The 18,069-nt window shown below is 29.8% G+C and carries 15 protein-coding genes; all 15 read right to left on the bottom strand.

Annotated features, from left to right (window positions below; all coding sequences use genetic code 11):
• Positions 1 to 11: 11 nt before the first annotated feature.
• The 15 genes from FVE72_RS01050 to FVE72_RS00980 all read right to left on the bottom strand — a co-directional run bounded on the left by FVE72_RS01050 (position 12) and on the right by FVE72_RS00980 (position 18,067).
• The gene (locus tag FVE72_RS01050; RefSeq protein ID WP_155830839.1) at positions 12 to 383 is read right to left on the bottom strand and encodes a hypothetical protein; all 372 of its coding nucleotides are present in this window, start codon (positions 381 to 383) and stop codon (positions 12 to 14) included.
• A 30-nt stretch (positions 384 to 413) separates the two neighbouring features.
• Positions 414 to 689, bottom strand: a complete 276-nt coding sequence (locus tag FVE72_RS01045) for a hypothetical protein (RefSeq protein ID WP_036055978.1) — start codon at positions 687 to 689, stop codon at positions 414 to 416.
• Between the two features lie 202 nt (positions 690 to 891).
• Positions 892 to 2,385 (bottom strand): contractile injection system protein, VgrG/Pvc8 family, encoded by a 1,494-nt coding sequence (locus FVE72_RS01040; RefSeq protein ID WP_026736914.1) that lies wholly within the window; start codon positions 2,383 to 2,385, stop codon positions 892 to 894.
• A 13-nt stretch (positions 2,386 to 2,398) separates the two neighbouring features.
• Positions 2,399 to 2,854 (bottom strand): hypothetical protein, encoded by a 456-nt coding sequence (locus tag FVE72_RS01035; protein ID WP_006806861.1) that lies wholly within the window; start codon positions 2,852 to 2,854, stop codon positions 2,399 to 2,401.
• 15 nt (positions 2,855 to 2,869) lie between these two features.
• Positions 2,870 to 3,601: a hypothetical protein gene (locus FVE72_RS01030; protein ID WP_026736913.1), complete on the bottom strand. Its 732-nt coding sequence runs from the start codon at positions 3,599 to 3,601 to the stop codon at positions 2,870 to 2,872.
• Positions 3,598 to 4,872, bottom strand: a complete 1,275-nt coding sequence (locus FVE72_RS01025) for a hypothetical protein (protein ID WP_026736912.1) — start codon at positions 4,870 to 4,872, stop codon at positions 3,598 to 3,600. Before FVE72_RS01025 ends, FVE72_RS01030 begins: the two co-directional genes overlap by 4 nt.
• Positions 4,873 to 4,900: 28 nt before the next feature.
• Positions 4,901 to 5,419, bottom strand: coding sequence for a hypothetical protein (locus FVE72_RS01020; protein WP_006806856.1), 519 nt, complete (start codon positions 5,417 to 5,419; stop codon positions 4,901 to 4,903).
• A 22-nt stretch (positions 5,420 to 5,441) separates the two neighbouring features.
• Positions 5,442 to 9,401 carry a PAAR-like protein gene (locus tag FVE72_RS01015; protein WP_051411708.1) on the bottom strand — a complete coding sequence of 1,320 codons (3,960 nt, stop codon included), beginning with the start codon at positions 9,399 to 9,401 and terminating at the stop codon, positions 5,442 to 5,444.
• A gap of 24 nt (positions 9,402 to 9,425) precedes the next feature.
• Positions 9,426 to 10,403: a tetratricopeptide repeat protein gene (locus FVE72_RS01010; RefSeq protein ID WP_006806853.1), complete on the bottom strand. Its 978-nt coding sequence runs from the start codon at positions 10,401 to 10,403 to the stop codon at positions 9,426 to 9,428.
• 282 nt (positions 10,404 to 10,685) lie between these two features.
• The gene (locus FVE72_RS01005; protein WP_026736911.1) at positions 10,686 to 11,465 is read right to left on the bottom strand and encodes a hypothetical protein; all 780 of its coding nucleotides are present in this window, start codon (positions 11,463 to 11,465) and stop codon (positions 10,686 to 10,688) included.
• A 642-nt stretch (positions 11,466 to 12,107) separates the two neighbouring features.
• The gene (gene ffh, locus FVE72_RS01000) at positions 12,108 to 13,445 is read right to left on the bottom strand and encodes a signal recognition particle protein (RefSeq protein WP_026736910.1); all 1,338 of its coding nucleotides are present in this window, start codon (positions 13,443 to 13,445) and stop codon (positions 12,108 to 12,110) included.
• Entirely contained in the window at positions 13,445 to 13,774 is a 330-nt protein-coding gene (gene ylxM / locus FVE72_RS00995) for a YlxM family DNA-binding protein (RefSeq protein ID WP_006806354.1), read from the bottom strand. Before ylxM ends, ffh begins: the two co-directional genes overlap by 1 nt.
• Before the next feature lie 14 nt (positions 13,775 to 13,788).
• A complete protein-coding gene (tgt, locus tag FVE72_RS00990) occupies positions 13,789 to 14,949 on the bottom strand; it encodes a tRNA guanosine(34) transglycosylase Tgt (RefSeq protein WP_036055972.1) in 1,161 nt (386 codons plus the stop codon).
• 43 nt (positions 14,950 to 14,992) lie between these two features.
• The gene (locus FVE72_RS00985; RefSeq protein ID WP_036055970.1) at positions 14,993 to 17,158 is read right to left on the bottom strand and encodes a RelA/SpoT family protein; all 2,166 of its coding nucleotides are present in this window, start codon (positions 17,156 to 17,158) and stop codon (positions 14,993 to 14,995) included.
• A 378-nt stretch (positions 17,159 to 17,536) separates the two neighbouring features.
• Positions 17,537 to 18,067, bottom strand: a complete 531-nt coding sequence (locus FVE72_RS00980; protein WP_026736908.1) for an adenine phosphoribosyltransferase — start codon at positions 18,065 to 18,067, stop codon at positions 17,537 to 17,539.
• Positions 18,068 to 18,069 lie beyond the last annotated feature (2 nt).

Raw genomic sequence — 18,069 nt, 5'->3', positions numbered from 1 at the left:
TAAATTATAGGTTATTTTTTTCCTGCACTTTTATAAATATCTTTCATATTCTGTATTTTTTCATCCAACTCAGCTATCCCCCATTTATTATTATCTTTTTCCAGATAAATACCTGCTTTCATAATCGAGTAATCTTTAACAGTATCTATGGCTTTCTTCATTTCATCAAATTCTCTTGTCAGTACTTTATCAATAAGTTCTTTTTGACTCATTCTTTCTATTTCTTCTGGTTTAACACCTCCTAAAACTCCGTCTTTTCTCATATTTTTAAAAGTTTTTTCCATTATTTTGCTCATATCCAACATTTGTATTTCCAATGTAACTTCAACCACATCATTTGTTACGTATCTTATTTTCTCTACTTTTACTTTAGATTTTTTCATATACATATTCAAAAAATCAGAATAAAATTTTTATATTTTTTTCTGATAAAACAAAAGAAGCTCTTTATCGGAACCATCCTCAGGCTCTATCGACTGAAATATTTGAGAAAATACATTTCGAAAGCCTTCCATTGACGCTTCCTTAATCAAATTATAATCTCTTTTTGCTGCAATCTCTATTTCTTTATTATTCTTTTTCAAATCCTGTTCCGATAAAGTAACATTCTTTTTAAGAATTACTTTATAATCCTCTGAAAATAACTGTACCGACAGTAACAACATAACAAAAACAATTATTTTTTTCATAATTTTTTATATAATAGATATATAAGCCTTATTACTGCTAATATATTTATTATACTTCTCCTTTCGTATAATTTATATTAAAATTATACAATATTTTAAATATAATTTTCAATATTTTTTATTATCTGATTTCAAACAAAAATAAACAAATCCTGTCACATAGGAAAACACTGATAAAATTTGAAAAATTTCCCTTTCCTGATTAATTAGTATGCACTTTTTTCCCTTTTATTCTTATTTCATCCGGTGTTTCCATTCTGATTTCTTTTTCTTTCCCTACAATATCAATACTTTTGCCGTATACCGACATTTCTCCTATAGACTCTATTCCGATATAATCATCTGAAACTACTACCAGATTTTTTATCCCTTTATTTACAAAACTTTCTGCTGTTTCACTACTCGTTTTTGAGTTTCTTGTATAAGATTCTTCTATATTTACCGTTACACTATTTTTATCAATGTTGAAATTAAAATCTTTTCCGTTTATATGAAAATTTCTTTTTTCATAATTACTGAATCTTCCGTTTCCGTCATTGTTTATTGCCCATGAAACTCTTGCAAAATTTTCATCTTCAAAAGGAAAATATACTTCTACATTGTCATTAACTTCCGGAGTACAGAAAAATCCTGTATTCGTTTGAGAATAGAAAGTCTGATAACCCAAAGGAATTCTTTTTATTCCGTAATCATTATAGGCCCTATTTTTATTTTCAGAATCTTTTCCCTTTTCATGTACTATTTTATTAAGTCCTTCAAAAAATGTCACTTCCATTTTAGCTATATTATTTTCTTCAAACACTTTTTCGACCTTTACTTCTATCGCACTTCCTTTTATTTTTTCATTATATTTCCTGTATATATGGTAGCTTTCCATATTTGTAGCTAAAAAATTACTTTTCAGAATATAATTTTTCAAAAATATTTTTGATTTTAAAACTGTCAGATTACTTCCCTTATCCGAATTATCCTTTTCATTATTTATAGATATTGTATCTCCTGAACTTATTGCTTTTCCCGAATTTATTTTATAATATAAATTTTTATGTTCTCTTACAATTGAATAATCAGAAAAATATCTATTTTCCTGTTTTATTTCGCTGTTTTCTATAATTCCGAAGGTTATTACTCCGTCTTCGGTTACAAACATTCCTGTTTTCAAATGGCTTGATATTCTTGCTAAAAATTCCCAGTCGGTTTCATCATACTGTATAATCAGGCTATTTACAGGTTTTTGTGCTATATCCGAATATTTTATTTCTATTTTTTTATCAACATAGTCTTTATTTATTTCTTCTATAATATTCGCAAAGGTCCAGCTTATATCCTGAAATACTCTGTATTTTTTCTCATACTTTCTATCAAGTAATATACTTTTTGAAAACGCCTCAATCAAAATTCTGCACCCTTCACTTCCATAATCCAGAACTTCAAAATAATCAACTATTCCCTGAAATATTTTTCTTTTCCCTTTCATTTCACGAAGTTCTATTTTTACTTCTATATCTTCTTTAGAAACTGTATTTTCCAAATTCTTTTTTTGACTTATATCTGTTTCTATCTGCAAATTCAATTTTTGATGTTCATTTATGCTTTCTTCCAAAACAAAGTCTTTTAATATAAATCCGTTCAGATTTTTTCCGTCTAAAACAATACTTATATCCTTACCCTCATACATCCCTTCCCAATTAACCATATTTCCCCCAATCTTACTTTATTTCAATTTTGTGATTTTGATGAAATTTCTGTTTCAGCTTTATTACAAAAAGTCCGATCCCCTTTTCAATACTGAGCTCCTGAAAAAAATTATGCACAAACATATCGGAAAATTTATAATTTATTTTTTTATCGGAGCCTAAATCTACATCTACCTCAATATTTCTGTAATCATTATCCCCCAGATAAGATTCGGACCAGCTTACCAGATCAATAATATTTTTCTTATTCTTTTCATATAAATCATCGTTTATTCCTAAATTTCCCGAATCAGTACTTTCCAAATTGGAAATTATTTTTCCTGTTATTTCCATTTCAACAGAGCTTCTGTTATTTGCATAATCATTTTTTTCCGTTAATCCGATATTATATTTTACTTCTATGATTTCATCTTCACTTATATTTATTTCTTTCTTCTGATTATCCGTTATTTTTATTTTGTATTTCATTTCTCCCCCTCTTCCTTAAAATACTGATACTTCCCCTATTTTCATAGTATCATTTACACCAATCACACCAAAATGATGCCCCCAATAACATTTCAAAGTCGTTCCGAACGGTAAAAACAGACTTTCTAAAACCCTTATTTTTGCTGTATTTATTTTATCTTTTTTATAATTTATATAAACAATTATTTTATTGTCCTCAAATTTGTCCATATAAATAATACTGTCAGGAAAAAAGTATTTTATCCCAAGTTCAAAACTTTTTCTGTTCTCAATTTTAGTCGAAATATTGTTATAAATCAATAAAACTGCTATTTTTCTATCTTCTTCCGACATTCTCCGAAAGTATTTTAAAATATTTCTTCCAAACTTCCCTTTTTCTATGTCTTTTAATATATATTCGCAATATATATCAGCAACAGTTGTTCCTGTTACAAAATCAAGTTCTCTCAAGTATGCCAGAGCATTATGCTCAAGATTATTTTTAAATTTTTTATTAATTAAATCCGAATATCCTTTTTTCTCTTCGATATTTTTAAAAGTATACAGAAAATCCGAAAATATATGATTAAATCTTATATAAGGATTCACTTCTATAATATTATTCTCTCCCTGAAAGTCTTCGTTTATAAAATCACTGTTTATTTCCAGATAAGGGGAAGCATTTTCTTTTATTAAAAATATGACGTTACTTATGTCAACTTTTGGACACCATATATATTCATATCCTTCTCTTCTTCTTTTACTCATATCAGATATCCTCGACAATCGTATTCAGGCATTCTCCATTGTATCTCCGAAACAATAAAACTCAGCATATCTTCTGTATACTTATTTCTGTTTAAACACTTCACAAATAGATTTAATACGATTTTCCCTTTTTTCTGAAATAAATCAAAATCAGTTTCTACAAATTCATTACAATTATAAACATCTATATTTTTTTCCTTTTCTTTATTAAAAACAACGTCTTTTAATTCAAAATTATTTTTTATAAACTCATAATCAAAAAACTTCTTTTCCAAATAGGCTTTGCTTCTTATTCCATTTTCATTATTATAATGTTTTCTTATTTTATCTACAAAACTGATTTCTCTATAATTTGTAAAATGAATATAATCGAGATTTTCCTTATTAAAATTCATTTCCATAATTTTTCTGCATAGTTCTACCGATTTTATTGAAAATACTTTCCAGATACTGTTATCATCCCTTCGGGAAATTATACTTAACTCATTTTTATTTTCTGTATAACAACACAAAATATCATTTTTATCATTATTTTCAATTAATAATTTCTCATTTTCATCAAATTTCAAAATATACTCAAATGAAATATCAACTTTTGTGGGACGGATAAAAATTGTACTTTTTATCTGTTTTTCTTCCACATTCCAAAGCAGCTTCTTTCCTCTTATTACATTATCATCATAGTACTCAAAATCATAATCTATTTTATACTTCTTATTTTTAACCCCTTCATATATTTTATCCGTCATTTCAAAATCATAATCCGATACTTTAATTCGATACATTCTTTTTATATGAGACATATTTACTGTATTCCAGTTTTGTCCGTTCAGCTCAAATGCCTCATAAAGTCTTTTTATCTTTTCCCCATATCGTATATCTTTTTCAAGCACTACTTTTATTTCATAAGTTTCATCATCAGTATGTATCCAAGCATTAAACGTTTCTTCTTCTATATCTTTCAGCTGATAATAAGGTACATCCAAATACATATTTTCAAAATATATATTTTCATTAAAAATATCGGATATATTTTGATTTTCACTTACTATAGGATAAAAAGCTCCTCCGAATTTATATGCCTCTTTTTCATCCACTAATAACGTTTCAATAAAAAGTTCCTCATAATTATTGTTTTGAACTTCAAAAAATTTTTCTTTAATTTCGGAAAATCTTTTATCTGTTTCATTTTTCAACTCAAAAAATAGCTCTCTGCTTGAATTTCCAAGCAACTTCTTTTCAAGTTCCTCTCTTTCCCTTTCCCCTTGCATAGTAATTTCCTTTCAAATGAGATTTTTTCTAGCTTATAAACCAATCCATTATATAGTATGAGTTTCCTACCTTTTTCAAATAAATTTCATCAAATCTGCTCATATCGTCAAATTCCGAACTACAAGTTACCGTCCCAAAAATTTCTCCTTCAATATAACCTATGCGAGTAGGCTTTTCAGTTATTTCAAGAGAACAAATATACTCATATCCTCTTATATTGGCTTTTTTAAATATTTCATGTCGATAATTCAATTGTTTAAGTTCATTTGTTAAACTAAGCAATAATTTTGATGTTTGCTTTAAATATTCATCATTATTATAATAAGGATTCCCTTTAAAAATATCTTTATCATTTTTTTCCAACACATACCTTTTATTAACTCTTGCATTTGCAATAACAAGCAAGACTCTTCTTAAACTTTTCAATTCTGTATCATAAGTAGTATATTTTGGTGATTTAATTTTTTCATACTTATTTCCTGTATATTTTATTTCGGAAATACTTAACGTACTTAAAATCAAAAAAATTATTATATATTTTTTCATTTTTCCTCTCTTTCTATCATTTCTAGCCTATTGAACCTGAATTTTTATATTTTGTTATTATCGGTAAATTCCATTCTTCTGAAGATATAGTATAACTTTTAGGTTTCATGTAATAGTCAATTCTTTTTTCAGAATATGCTGTTACATTGATTTCATTATTTTGATTTCCGCCTAAAAAAACATGAGCTCCTTTCGGTGTTTTTCCTATCAGAATAGCTACATGGCTATATCCGTTATGCCATTTAAAAACTCCTATTGCTCCCACAAAAGGCTTTGTTTTTTCTCCTTCAAACCATCCTCGCCTCGGAAGTCCTTTTCTTGGTGCAACACCCCAATCATAGCCTGCTACAGAAGGATACGATGAATTTTTAAAGCCTGCTTTATTTATACAATAAGAAATAAAAGCTGCACACCATGCCTCCTTAGTCGGATCTTTTTTCTCATGCTTGGCTATTACAAAATAAACATTTTTTATTTGGCTATAAAGAGGTTCATTACCTTCTTTTTTACCCTTATATTTTTCACATTGCTCCTGTGCTATTTTAATCCAAGGTGCCTTTTTCTCAACCCCCACATGAGGACAATTATCTCCTTTACAGAAAGACTCCGCAGAATCTTTAGAAGAACTTTTGCCTGTTTCATTTTTCTTATCGGGAACAATTTTACCTGTTTCTTTATTTGATGAAATCTTATCAGATTTATCTTTTTCTGTCACTGTTTCAGGCAAAGGAGGTACATCTTTTAAAGGTTTATTTTCCTTATGATTCTGATTCCATTCCATTTGGTTGAATGGACATCTTCCCACAGATTTTCCCTGTTCCCTTATTTTATTCTGAATATCCCATTCTGTAGGAATATTTTTCACTGTTGCGTATAGAGATTCTCCTATACCTACCCAAGTCATTATTTCCGAACTCGGAATTTTCATTTTTTGACTATCTTTTGATTTTTTAAATTTACTGTCTATTCCATAACCTGTCAAATCTATATTTACAGTCCCTATTCCTACGGCATCTTTATTCAGTTCATTTTCTATTGTCTGCCTTTCCTGACTATCCATATTAAGATTCCCTGCTTTCATTAAATAACCGTATACTATTGCAGGCAATATTTTAGCTGAATAAAAATTTTTTCTTTCATAATCACATAATGATATTCCCGACTTTCTGATCACCCCTTTCGTATCCAGTTTTGGTCCCGATAACTGTTTTACTCTCTTATTCGCCTCCAAAAATGTCGACATTATTTTATTTTTAAGTTCTTTTTCTCTTGTTTCCGACGCTTCTGTTTTTGCTATTTCCATTTTTTTCTTATTATCTTTTACAAATTTCTCGTATTCTTTTTTCTTTTTTTCGTCAGCCTTCCCCATTCCCAGAACTTCTTTTACGTCATTTTTCAAATATTCAACAGCTCTTTTTTCAGTTTCCTGTTTGTATTTTCTCCATTTTGCATATTTTTGAGAAGATTTTTTCAATTCGGTTTGCATAAAATTATTATTTATATCTCTGCAAATATCTATTAACAATTTATACTCGCAATCGGCATCTCTTTGAGCTTCCTCGGTTTTTTTGTTTTCAGTAACTGCGGTACCCATTTCCTTCTGCCCTGCATCATCTATGCTTACAGTTCCCCCGTATTTACATTGTATAGTAGAGATATCAAGTAATGCAGGATGATTTCTGACTTTTACATCGGTATTTTTCTCCCACATTGCCAATAATTCAGGTTTACAGATTCCGATAGCTTTGCACATTTTAAAAGGCATTATTTTTTTATCATTTATATTTGCCTGTTTTCCCCCTTTAAGAGTTACGCTATCCTCAGCGATTATAAGTCTGCTTATATCCTGACCCAGTGTACACTTTAACATGCAATTATCATTTACAAACATCTCCTGATTAGGTTTTACTATATTTTTCAAATCATAAAACTTTCTGTAGAAAGAGTATAAATCCATAGAATCAATATTCGCAGCATAATCTCTCAATTCTTTACTGTCTTTAAATAAATTATGAATTATTGATTTATCCTTTTCAAAATCATTATTGTCCCTATATTCACTGTATACTTCGTCTATAAGATTGCTTATTTTTCTTATATTTCTCACTTTAATTGCGGACTTTGAATTTATCCAGTCGTTCAAAATTGTAGTTACCCTCATCTCCTTTCCCAATTTTTCCAATCTGTTATAAAGTCCGTTTTCGTTTTTTGAAGGTAAATCAATCCCGTTTTGCTTTTCAACATACCACAATAAATAATTTCTCACAATATTACTGTCTTTATATTTATGATTATCAAAATATTTAATTTCTTTTTCTTCTTTAAAACCTGTCTGAATTTTTAAAAACTCTATTATTATATTGTCTATGAGCCTTCTTGCCAGAGGAAAATGTCTCACTCCGTTTTCGTCTGTCAAATAACTTTTTCTATGCTCGTCCGATTCTCCCAACTCTCTTATCAAATTTTCACATTTCATCTTTGAAAATTCCGAAGAAGGTTTTTTAGTCACTCTTATTACTATTTCATCAATATCCTTTATTCCTTCCATATATTTATTGTACTTTTCAGGAAGGTTATTCTTCTCTACTTTTCTTTCTGAAACATTTTCATTACCCGTGTTTACTTCATTTACTATATTTTTTATTTTTTCCAAACTCAATTCTTTATTTTCACTATTTTCCCTTAAAGGTTTCCGATCGGGAAACAATACATATTTCGCCGAATACTGACTCAATACATATTCCAACGATTCTATTTTACTTTTATTCGGGATAGGGTATGAAAAAATATAGTATATTATGTCCTGTATTTTTAATACTTCATTTATTCCGTCTCTTCCTCTCAATAAATCAAATCCATGCTGTCTTATTACATTTCCTATATTTTCGTTATTTTTTGTCGCTTCGTCATAAATTTTCAGGATTACATTTATATCTTCTTTATTTTCATCCAATACTTTTTTCGCTGTAGTTGTTTCAATATATTTGACATAATCCTTGTTATACATACTTTCATCCTGAAATTTTGCCTGAAGTCTTTTAAGTACAACTTCATTTGAATTAACGAAAACTATATCAGGAGCTTTCTTATTTTCCGCTCTGTCTTTTTTATACTCTTCATTATCCCATACTTCCTGAAATTTTTGACCGTTAAAAATATAGACTCCTTCTTTATCCTCCACTGCCTCCCCTTTGACATTGGATTTTTCCAAAGTTTTTGACTGTTTATTTATATTTTTATTGTCATCATTAGAATCATTTTTAAGAACTACCTTATCTTTTACAGAACATTGAAATATTGTCATAAAATTCTCTTTAAAATATTTCCATCTTTTTTCTCTAGATTTTGTATGTTTATTTATTTTATCCATTATTAAATCAAAAGCTTTTCTATATTTTTCAATTCCATTTTTACTTTCTTCAATAATATTTACATATGTTTCGCACTTTTTGTTTAATAAATCTGCAAAAGATGCTCTTACTGCGTATTTAGGTTGTAGTATCAAATCAGGATTTGAAACAAAATCTATATTTTCTTCAAAAACTTTATTATAAATTTGAGTTGCTTGCATATAATTACTTCTTCCTGTTACCTGTATCAATCCGCGTCCTCTATATTTATATCCATCTCCACTATTTATCCCTCTATTTCCTAGTTCTTTTCTATCTCCATAAGCTATGTTACCTATCATTTCCTGATTAGCTTTTTTCCCATGACTTCTCCCATATTTTACTGCTAATTCTCTATTGTTTCTAAATTTAGAAAATGTACTTATCAGCTGTTCTTGACTATAATTTAAACTTTCTTCAAAGCTAACATAGTCTGTTTCTTGTCTAAAATGAGCAAAAAAATGTGAATAAGCTAAACATGAATCTAAATTAAACTTTTTAAAACATTTATTTATTTCATCTATTGTTGATACAAATAATTTTTCTTTTCCTCCAGGAAACATTTTTTTTAACTGCTCTATTGTTACTTCCATTTTCTTTCCCCCACTTTTTTATACCTAAAAACCCTCTTTCGACATATCAAATATTTCAATTTTTTTATTAACCCTATGAATATTTTCTTCACGTTCAACTATATTATTATTTCCATTAGTATCAGTAACTTTTTCATAACTTTTACTTTTGATCTGGCTTACAATTAAATTGTTTTTATCGTAAATTATTTCTATATAATAATCGCTGAAACTTTGATTAGAGTCCATATTTCTGTCGAAAATTATATACTTGTTATTTTTTATTTCATAATATACTTGACTACCAGCTCTTCCGCCATACCCTCTTAAAGTCAACGGTATTATTACTTTGCAATTATCAAATATTTTATAATCATTTCCGACACTTACCAGAAACTTTAAACATTTTGTATTTTTACCTTTTTTATATTCTCTGTCTGTAAATTCTATATCTTCCCCAGAACCTCCATTTGCTATATCAAATCTATCATCAGTTATATTTGAATACTCTATTAAATAATCTTCATTTTTATCACTATTAACATATCCTGAAATTACTTTTTTTAATTTTACCGTATTTGAAAAATATATTTCTTTATTATTAGATAACAACTTTTTGATTTTATTTCCCTTTATTAAAAGTTTTATATAATTATTATAATATTTTTCAGATTTTTCTTTTTCCTTTAATTTCCATAACACATCTGCATAATTCAAATTTGCAACATCTCTATCAGGAAATTTTTCCAATATTTTCTCCAATAAATATTTCGATTTTTTTAACTCTCCCCTTTTTTCCAACTCATAAGCATAATCATTTAATGCTGTAATATTCTCTTTTGTTATTCCGTTCTTTAATTTATTATCAATTTCATTATGTTGATCATTATTTCTACTGCTGATTTTATTAGTTTTATTATCAGAGTTCAGCTCTGTTTTTTCTTTATCTGTATTTTCTCCGCAACTATTAAAAGCAAGCACAATAAATATTATAAGGACTTCATAAAATCTTCTTTTTTTCACGATTCTATATCTCCTCTCATTCCAGATTAATTTTTTATATTCAAGGGAAATAATGAGAACTTCCACAATTATTATATTTTCAACATTTAATAAATCAAAGATTAGCTTCTCCTTATTTCCCTATAATAAACTTTTAGTCATTTTTATTCTGTCTGTACCTTGTTTCTCATCTCATTTTTAACCTTTAACCCTCTTTTATTTTCCCTTTTCTAAGACCCCTGTTTCGCAAACTGTTAAAACAACCGCAATTTTTCCCATATCAGTTCCTCTCCTTGCAAACAATTATTCTATAGTTATCTTTTGAGGTATCACTCTCCTTTTTTCAACATTTTTCCTTTCCTTTCCCAATTCATCGAGTATTTTCAATAAATTCATGTATAATTCTTCATTTGTATAATCCGACTTATGCAGATTCAATTTAGCATTTATATACGAAATTATCACTTCCCTTTCTACAGGACCTTGTAAGCAGTTCACATAAAAATTTATGTCAAATATATCCAAATTTTCTTTTTTTGCAGCTTCCGAACCCCAAAGCTTGGTTATTTTCGGATGAAGAGTTCCAAATTTGTGATTTGATGAATATTTGCTGTTTATTATTTCGAGTAGATTGAAATCTCTTCTTAAATCCTGAAAATTCATATAATCATTTCTTAATTCAGCTCCCTCCCTTGTAATAAATCTTGTTATTTCTATTCCGTCTGTTCCTGAATCATCTAATGTCTCAAGAACAAATTCCCCCTTTCTTTTATAATATTTTCTTTCTTCTATATTGGAAATCAATCGTAATTTAAGTACATATCTGTTTTCCGTTTCAGGCATTTTAAATTTATAATCTTCATACATCCAGTATATCTCGTTCTGATATTTTACAATACCTTTTGTAACGATAACTTCTTTATTTTCCTCATCAGTTATCAAATCAAATCCTTTTATGATACCGTCTTTTTTATTAAAATACATCAAGTTCAATATTTCCGAAGGATTATCTCTCAGTAACTCCAAACTTTCTTTGTCTACAACATTTCCTTTCCTGAATACAGGATATTTATTTTCAAACATTTTTGTCCTTTCTTTTATTCAAGTAAATATTTTTGAAGAGAGAAACTTTATTAAATTAAAAAATATTTTTACTTTTTTTATTTTTCTCAATTTAACTCCCCGTTTTCTTTTTAAAAATATTTCATTTATTATAAACTTATCTTTTCATTACAATTTTACCCGACTTATTTTGATTTGTCAATATTATTTAATCTTTGTTTATGATTAATCAATTTTAAATATATATAAAGAATTTAAACAAATCAATTATTTCACTATGATTTTTTATTTTAGAAGTATTCTTTTTCAAGTGATATTAACTTTTAAATTTTATTTTTATGATATTACTGAACTCTTTTTGTTTCTAAATTTTTAATTTTAAATTTTTGTTTTAATTTTTAATAATCAACTATAGTTAAATTTTATTTTAATGTTATAGTTTATATTACTATATTTTTCAAATTTAGTCAACTGTTTTTTTCAAAAGAAAAAGAGGCTTCTATCGCCTCTTTTTAATCTCTTTTCTATTTTCTTCTCTGTTTTTTATTAAAAAACCTTTAATTTTCTCCGACATCAAAATTTTAGTCATCTACTTTTTGCTACTTTTTTATAAAAAGTAGGTAAAATTTTTTCAATACTTTTTCCTGAAAAAGCAGAATCAAATTATCTCTTCCTTTTAGACTTCGGTTTCATTCCTCCAAGTCCTGGAATTGCACCGCTGTTAAACATTTTCATCATTTGCTTCATTTGTTCAAACTGCTTTATAAGCCTGTTTACGTCGTTTACTTCCACTCCGCTTCCTTTGGCAATTCTGATTTTTCGGCTTCCGTTCAGTATTTTCGGATCTCTTCTTTCTTGAACTGTCATCGAAAAAATTATTCCTTCCACTCTTTTCATTTCTTTTTCAGCCATAGCCATATCAATAGCACCCGTATCAACACCCGGTATCATTTTCATAATTCCTGCAAGAGAGCCCATTTTTCTTATCATTTTGAACTGTTTCAAAAAATCCTCAAAATCAAACTGATTTTTTCTGAATTTTTCTTCCATTTTCTTCGCTTCATTTTCATCGATAACTTCCTGAGCTTTTTCCACAAGAGATACTACATCTCCCATACCGAGTATTCTCGAAGCAAGCCTGTCAGGATGAAAAGGAGCTATATCATCAAGTTTCTCTCCTTCACTTATAAATTTAATAGGTTTTCCTGCGACTTCTTTTACGGAAAGTGCCGCTCCTCCACGAGTATCTCCGTCAAGTTTTGTTAAAACAACCCCTGTTATATCAAGTCTGTCATTAAAAGTCTTAGCCACATTTACGGCATCCTGTCCTGTCATTCCGTCAACTACAAGGAGTATTTCATGAGGGTTGAACGTGCTTTTTATATTCTGAATCTCTTCCATAAGCTGCTCATCTACGTGAAGACGTCCTGCAGTATCTATTATTACATAAGTGGCATGAACATTTTTAGCCTCTTCTATTCCTTTTTTGCATATTTCGATTACATCCGTACTTTCATCAATAGTAAATGACGGTACTTTCACCTGTTCCGCAAGGACTTTCAGCTGCTTTTTTGCCGCAGGTCTGTAAACATCGGCTCCAATCAGAAAAGGACTTTCTCCTTTGGATTTAAGGTGTTTCGACAGTTTCCCCGCAAAAGTTGTTTTACCTGCCCCCTGTAATCCTGAAAGCATTACTATTGTAGGTGCTTTAGGAGATTTTGCTATAAGTACGTTTGTTCCGCCTAAAACTTCCACTAATTCGTCATGCACTATTTTTATAAATTGTTGTGTAGGATTTACACCTTTTATCACTTCTTCGCCAAGAGCTTTATCTCTTATTTTTGCAACGAAATTTTTAGCAACTCCGTAGTTTACATCAGCTTCAAGCAATGCCAATCTGACTTCTCTTAAAGCCTCTTTTATATTGGCTTCGGTAAGTTTCCCCTGACCACTCACTTTTTTAAATATATCTTTAAATCTGTCTCCTAAGCTATTAAACATTAAAGCACCTCATTATAATCAAAATCTTCTATTATTTTTTCCAAATTTTCTTTTGTAAAATCATTTTTCAAATTTTCCAACTTTTTTTTCAACTCTTTTTCTCTTTCAAACATTCCGAGCTTTTTCTCATATTCATCAAGCTGTTTAAATCCTCTTTTTATATTATCAAAAACTGCCTGTCTTGTAATTTCATATTTTTCGGCAATTTCGCTCAATGACTCGTTTTCTTCAAGATACAGTTCCAGATACTGCTTCTGTCTTTGGGAAAACAATTCTCCGTAATACAGAAAAAGTGTAGAATATCTCAAAAAATCATCCAATTTATCCATAAATAAAATTTCCTTTAAATGGAAAAAGGCTTTATCCAATCGCTGTCTTTTCCCATAGTATAATTTTTTATAAATTCTTCTTTAAATTCTTTAAATCTTTTTTCCAAAATGGCGTTTCTTGCATCTTCCATTAATTTAAGAAGAAAATAAAGATTATGGTAAGTTGCAAGCCTTTGTCCCAGTATTTCATCAGCTTTAAACAAATGTCTTATATACGCTCTTGTATAGTTTTTACATACATAACAGTCACATTCATCTAAAGGTCTGTTATCTCGCGAATATGCAGCATTTTTTATTACAAGCCTTCCGTATTTTGTAAACACTGTTCCGTGTCGTCCTATTCTCGTAGGCTGAACACAGTCCATCATATCTATTCCGTGCTCTACCGCTTCAAGCATATCAAGAGGCTCTCCCACACCCATTAAATATCTAGGCTTGTTATCAGGGGCTTTCGGAGTTATATACTTCAATATTCTGTACATATCTTCTCTCGGCTCTCCTACTGCAAGCCCTCCTATAGCATATCCGGCAAAGTGTTCGTCCATTTCTGTAAGTTCATTTAAACTTTTATCTCTCAAGTCCTCGTAAATTCCACCCTGAACTATGGCAAAAAGTCCCTGTCTATCTTTATTTCTGTTAGCCTCTATACATCTTTTTGCCCATCTTGTAGTTCTCTCTACAGAAGGAATCATATATTCTCTTGTAGACAATCCCGGAGGGCATTCATCCAGTACCATCATAATATCACTACCGAGATTATTTTGTATTGATATTGATTTTTCAGGTGAAAGAAAATGCTTTGAGCCGTCTATATGAGAACTGAAATGCACTCCTTCTTCTTTTATTTTCCTCAAATCTCCCAGACTGAATACTTGAAATCCGCCACTGTCAGTCAATATCGGTCTATCCCAGTTCATAAATTTATGTAGTCCCCCGAAATCATTTATAAGCTCGTCTCCCGGTCTTAAATACAAATGATACGTATTTCCTAAAATTATTTGTGAATTTATTTCCTCAAGTTCTTCTCTTGTCATTGCTTTTACTGTAGCCTGAGTTCCTACAGGCATAAAAACGGGAGTTTTTATCAACCCGTGAGGAGTTTCTATTACTCCTGCTCTGGCATTCCCGTCTGTCGTTTCAAGTCTGTATTTCACAGGATTATCAAATTTACTCATTTTTTACTTTTTCCTCCGACTTTCTGTTTATTTACATTTCAAATTACTTTCTTATTATATCCACTACATCTTTCATAGACTTAAGATTATTCGCCAATCTTTCAAAATCTTCTCTGTTTTTTATCATAATTCCGAAATGCAGTAATACATATCTGTTCATATTTTCTCTTACATAATTTGTATTAACATTTATAAGTTCCATTTTATATTCATTAAGTATTCTTATAATATCAAGCAGCACTCCGTTTCTTTCGAGAACTTTAACGGTAAAGTTAAACTGATATTTGGCATTACTTGAATTGGCAGTTTCTTCATCCCACGACACTTCTATCTCTCTGTCAGGCTCATGTTCCATTAACGAATGAAAATTATCACAGTCGGCTCTATGTATGGCTATTCCTCTACCTCTCGTAACATAGCCTTTTATTTCATCGCCGGGAAGCGGATTGCAACACTTTGCAAAACGGTACATTGTATTTTCCGTTCCTGAAATTCTTACTCCACCCTGACTTTTTTCTTTACGTCTGTTACCTTTTTCAGTTTCTTCTTCAAGAACCTGTTTCAGATTTTTTTCTTCTTTCACCTCAAATTTTTTCAAAAATCCGTCAAGGGATAAATCACCCATCGCAAATTTATAAAACAGAAGATCCATAGTCGTTATATTGAATTTTTTCATATAAAGGAAAACTCTTTCATCTTCTTCCAGATCTTTCAGTTTTATTCCCAGTTTTTCAAACTCTTTTTCAAGAAGTTGCTCTCCTTCTTTAGTTTTTTCCTCAAATTCCTTATCTTTAAACCACTTTCTTATTTTGACCTTGGAACTATGATTGTTAACCATATTAATCCAGTCTTTTCCCGGTCCTTTTGTATTTCTCGAAGTCAGAACTTCCACTTTATCAGCATTTTCCAATACCTGATCGAGCTGAACTATTCTGTCATTAACTTTTGCCCCTATAGTTCTGTAGCCTATCTGTGTATGCACCTGAAATGCAAAATCAAGTGCCGTAGATCCGTTCGGAAGTTCCATTACATCTCCCTTAGGAGTAAAAACGAATATTGTCTGATTTAATACATTCCCCGTTATTGTCTGTGCAAATTTTTCGGGATTTTCAGAATTTGTCTCAATCATCTTTTTAACTGCAGCATAATATTCTTCATTTTTAGCTTTGGATTTTTTTTCTTTGTATTTCCAGTGTGCAGCAACCCCGTCCTCAGCTATTCTGTGCATATCAAAAGTTCTTATCTGTATTTCCACATTCTGATCATTAGGTCCCTTTACAGTCGTATGTATCGACTGATATCCGTTTGACTTGGGAACGGCTATATAATCTTTAAATCTGCCCGAAACAGGAATAAAAAGATTATGAATTATCCCCAAAACATTATAGCATTCTTCTTCTTTGTCGACTATTATTCTTATCGCAATCAGATCATTTAAATCAGCAAATTTCTTTTCTTTTTCGTACATTTTTCTGTAAATGCTGTATAAATGCTTAGGTCTTCCTGTAACTTCAGACTTTACATTATGTTTTTTTAGTTCTTCTTCTATTTTTCGAATAATTTCAAGGGTGTAATTTTCTCTTTCTTTTCTTTTAAAATTCACTAAATCGCTGATTTCTCTATAATCTTCCGGATATAAAAATCTGAAACTTATATCTTCCAGTTCCCATTTTATCCTTGCCATCCCTATCCTGTGAGCAATAGGTGCGTATATTTCTATAGTTTCTTTAGACTTAATCTGCTGTTTTTCAGGCGACATATATTTTAATGTACGCATATTATGCAGTCTGTCTGCAAGTTTAATAATCACAACCCTTATATCCTCAGACATTGCGACAACCATTTTTCTTATATTTTCTATTTTTTTACTGTCCGTTTTCGGTAAATTTCTCAGTTTTGTTACTCCGTCAACCAATTTACTTACATCTTTTCCGAAAGAATACTCTATATCAGGCAAAGTTATCAATGTATCTTCAACTACATCATGCAAAATCCCTGCAACTACAGTATCTGTATCCATTCTCATATCAACCAGTATTTCTGCAACTTCCACAGGATGCAGTATATAGTCTTCTCCGCTTCTTCTTTTTTGGCCTCCATGAGATTCTGCAGCCAAAGTAAAGGCTTCCGTTATTTTGTTTATGTCAACTTCAAGATTATTCTTCTTTATTCTGTCAATTAATTTTCCCAATAATTCTTTTTCTTCCATAATATCTCTCCGTTTTTGAGATTTATTAACTGCCCTCGTATACTCCCGATACCCACGTTCTGTAGGATTGTGTCGACTACAAAAATGCGGGATTTTATTTTTATATAATATTAAGAATCCTTTATCTTTCCCGACATTAAAATTTTACTTCGAGAAATACGATACGAAACGTTATAAAAACAACTGTTTGAGCGTAGCGAGTTTGTTGTTTTTATAGTGCAGTGAGTTATTTCGAGTTAGTAAAATTTTAGTCGGATTGTTTTTTGCTGCTTTTTTTAAAAAGCAGTTAAAAAATTTTGATCTGTTTTTTCGTTTACCTTTTTTGAAAAAAGGAAATTAAATATTTTTGCTGCTTTTTTCTAAAAAGTAGGTAAAAGTTTAATATTGCAACTGTGAATAAACCTCATGCCCTTTCAGAACATCTCTGCCTTTTAAATCTTCCAATTCAATCATAAAAGCCAATTCATATATACTTGCACCGAGCATTTCAACCAATTTTACCATAGCTGCAGCAGTTCCTCCCGTTGCCAGAAGATCGTCCACAATAAGTACTTTATCCCCTTTTTTAAAAGAGTCTTTATGGATTTCTATACTGTTTTTACCGTATTCCAACTCATATTCGATTTTTACAGTTTCTGCAGGCAGTTTCCCCACTTTTCTCGCAGGAACAAATCCCACTCCTATATTATAAGCGATAGCAGCCCCGAAAATAAATCCTCTCGCATCTGCTCCCAATACATAATCAATGCCTTTATCTTTATATCTTTCTGTAAAATCTTTTATTACAATATTAAGCCCTTTTTTGTCTTTTAATGCAGTAGTAATATCTCTGAATACAATTCCTTTTTCAGGAAAGTCGGGAATAGTTCTTATTAATCCCTCCACTATTTTTTTTTCTTCAGTTTTCATTT

Source organism: Pseudoleptotrichia goodfellowii (genome assembly GCF_007990505.1).
Taxonomy (GTDB): Bacteria; Fusobacteriota; Fusobacteriia; order Fusobacteriales; family Leptotrichiaceae; genus Pseudoleptotrichia; species Pseudoleptotrichia goodfellowii.
This window is presented reverse-complemented; position numbering and strand designations above follow the sequence as displayed.

What these genes read in the sequence shown, in the direction of transcription:
- FVE72_RS01050 (WP_155830839.1), bottom strand. Translation starts at nt 383, where the DNA reads ATGAAAAAATCTAAAGTAAAAGTAGAGAAAATAAGATACGTAACAAAT.
- FVE72_RS01045 (WP_036055978.1), bottom strand. Translation starts at nt 689, where the DNA reads ATGAAAAAAATAATTGTTTTTGTTATGTTGTTACTGTCGGTACAGTTA.
- FVE72_RS01040 (WP_026736914.1), bottom strand. Translation starts at nt 2,385, where the DNA reads ATGGTTAATTGGGAAGGGATGTATGAGGGTAAGGATATAAGTATTGTT.
- FVE72_RS01035 (WP_006806861.1), bottom strand. Translation starts at nt 2,854, where the DNA reads ATGAAATACAAAATAAAAATAACGGATAATCAGAAGAAAGAAATAAAT.
- FVE72_RS01030 (WP_026736913.1), bottom strand. Translation starts at nt 3,601, where the DNA reads ATGAGTAAAAGAAGAAGAGAAGGATATGAATATATATGGTGTCCAAAA.
- FVE72_RS01025 (WP_026736912.1), bottom strand. Translation starts at nt 4,872, where the DNA reads ATGCAAGGGGAAAGGGAAAGAGAGGAACTTGAAAAGAAGTTGCTTGGA.
- FVE72_RS01020 (WP_006806856.1), bottom strand. Translation starts at nt 5,419, where the DNA reads ATGAAAAAATATATAATAATTTTTTTGATTTTAAGTACGTTAAGTATT.
- FVE72_RS01015 (WP_051411708.1), bottom strand. Translation starts at nt 9,401, where the DNA reads ATGGAAGTAACAATAGAGCAGTTAAAAAAAATGTTTCCTGGAGGAAAA.
- FVE72_RS01005 (WP_026736911.1), bottom strand. Translation starts at nt 11,465, where the DNA reads ATGTTTGAAAATAAATATCCTGTATTCAGGAAAGGAAATGTTGTAGAC.
- ffh (WP_026736910.1), bottom strand. Translation starts at nt 13,445, where the DNA reads ATGTTTAATAGCTTAGGAGACAGATTTAAAGATATATTTAAAAAAGTG.
- ylxM (WP_006806354.1), bottom strand. Translation starts at nt 13,774, where the DNA reads ATGGATAAATTGGATGATTTTTTGAGATATTCTACACTTTTTCTGTAT.
- tgt (WP_036055972.1), bottom strand. Translation starts at nt 14,949, where the DNA reads ATGAGTAAATTTGATAATCCTGTGAAATACAGACTTGAAACGACAGAC.
- FVE72_RS00985 (WP_036055970.1), bottom strand. Translation starts at nt 17,158, where the DNA reads ATGGAAGAAAAAGAATTATTGGGAAAATTAATTGACAGAATAAAGAAG.
- FVE72_RS00980 (WP_026736908.1), bottom strand. Translation starts at nt 18,067, where the DNA reads ATGAAAACTGAAGAAAAAAAAATAGTGGAGGGATTAATAAGAACTATT.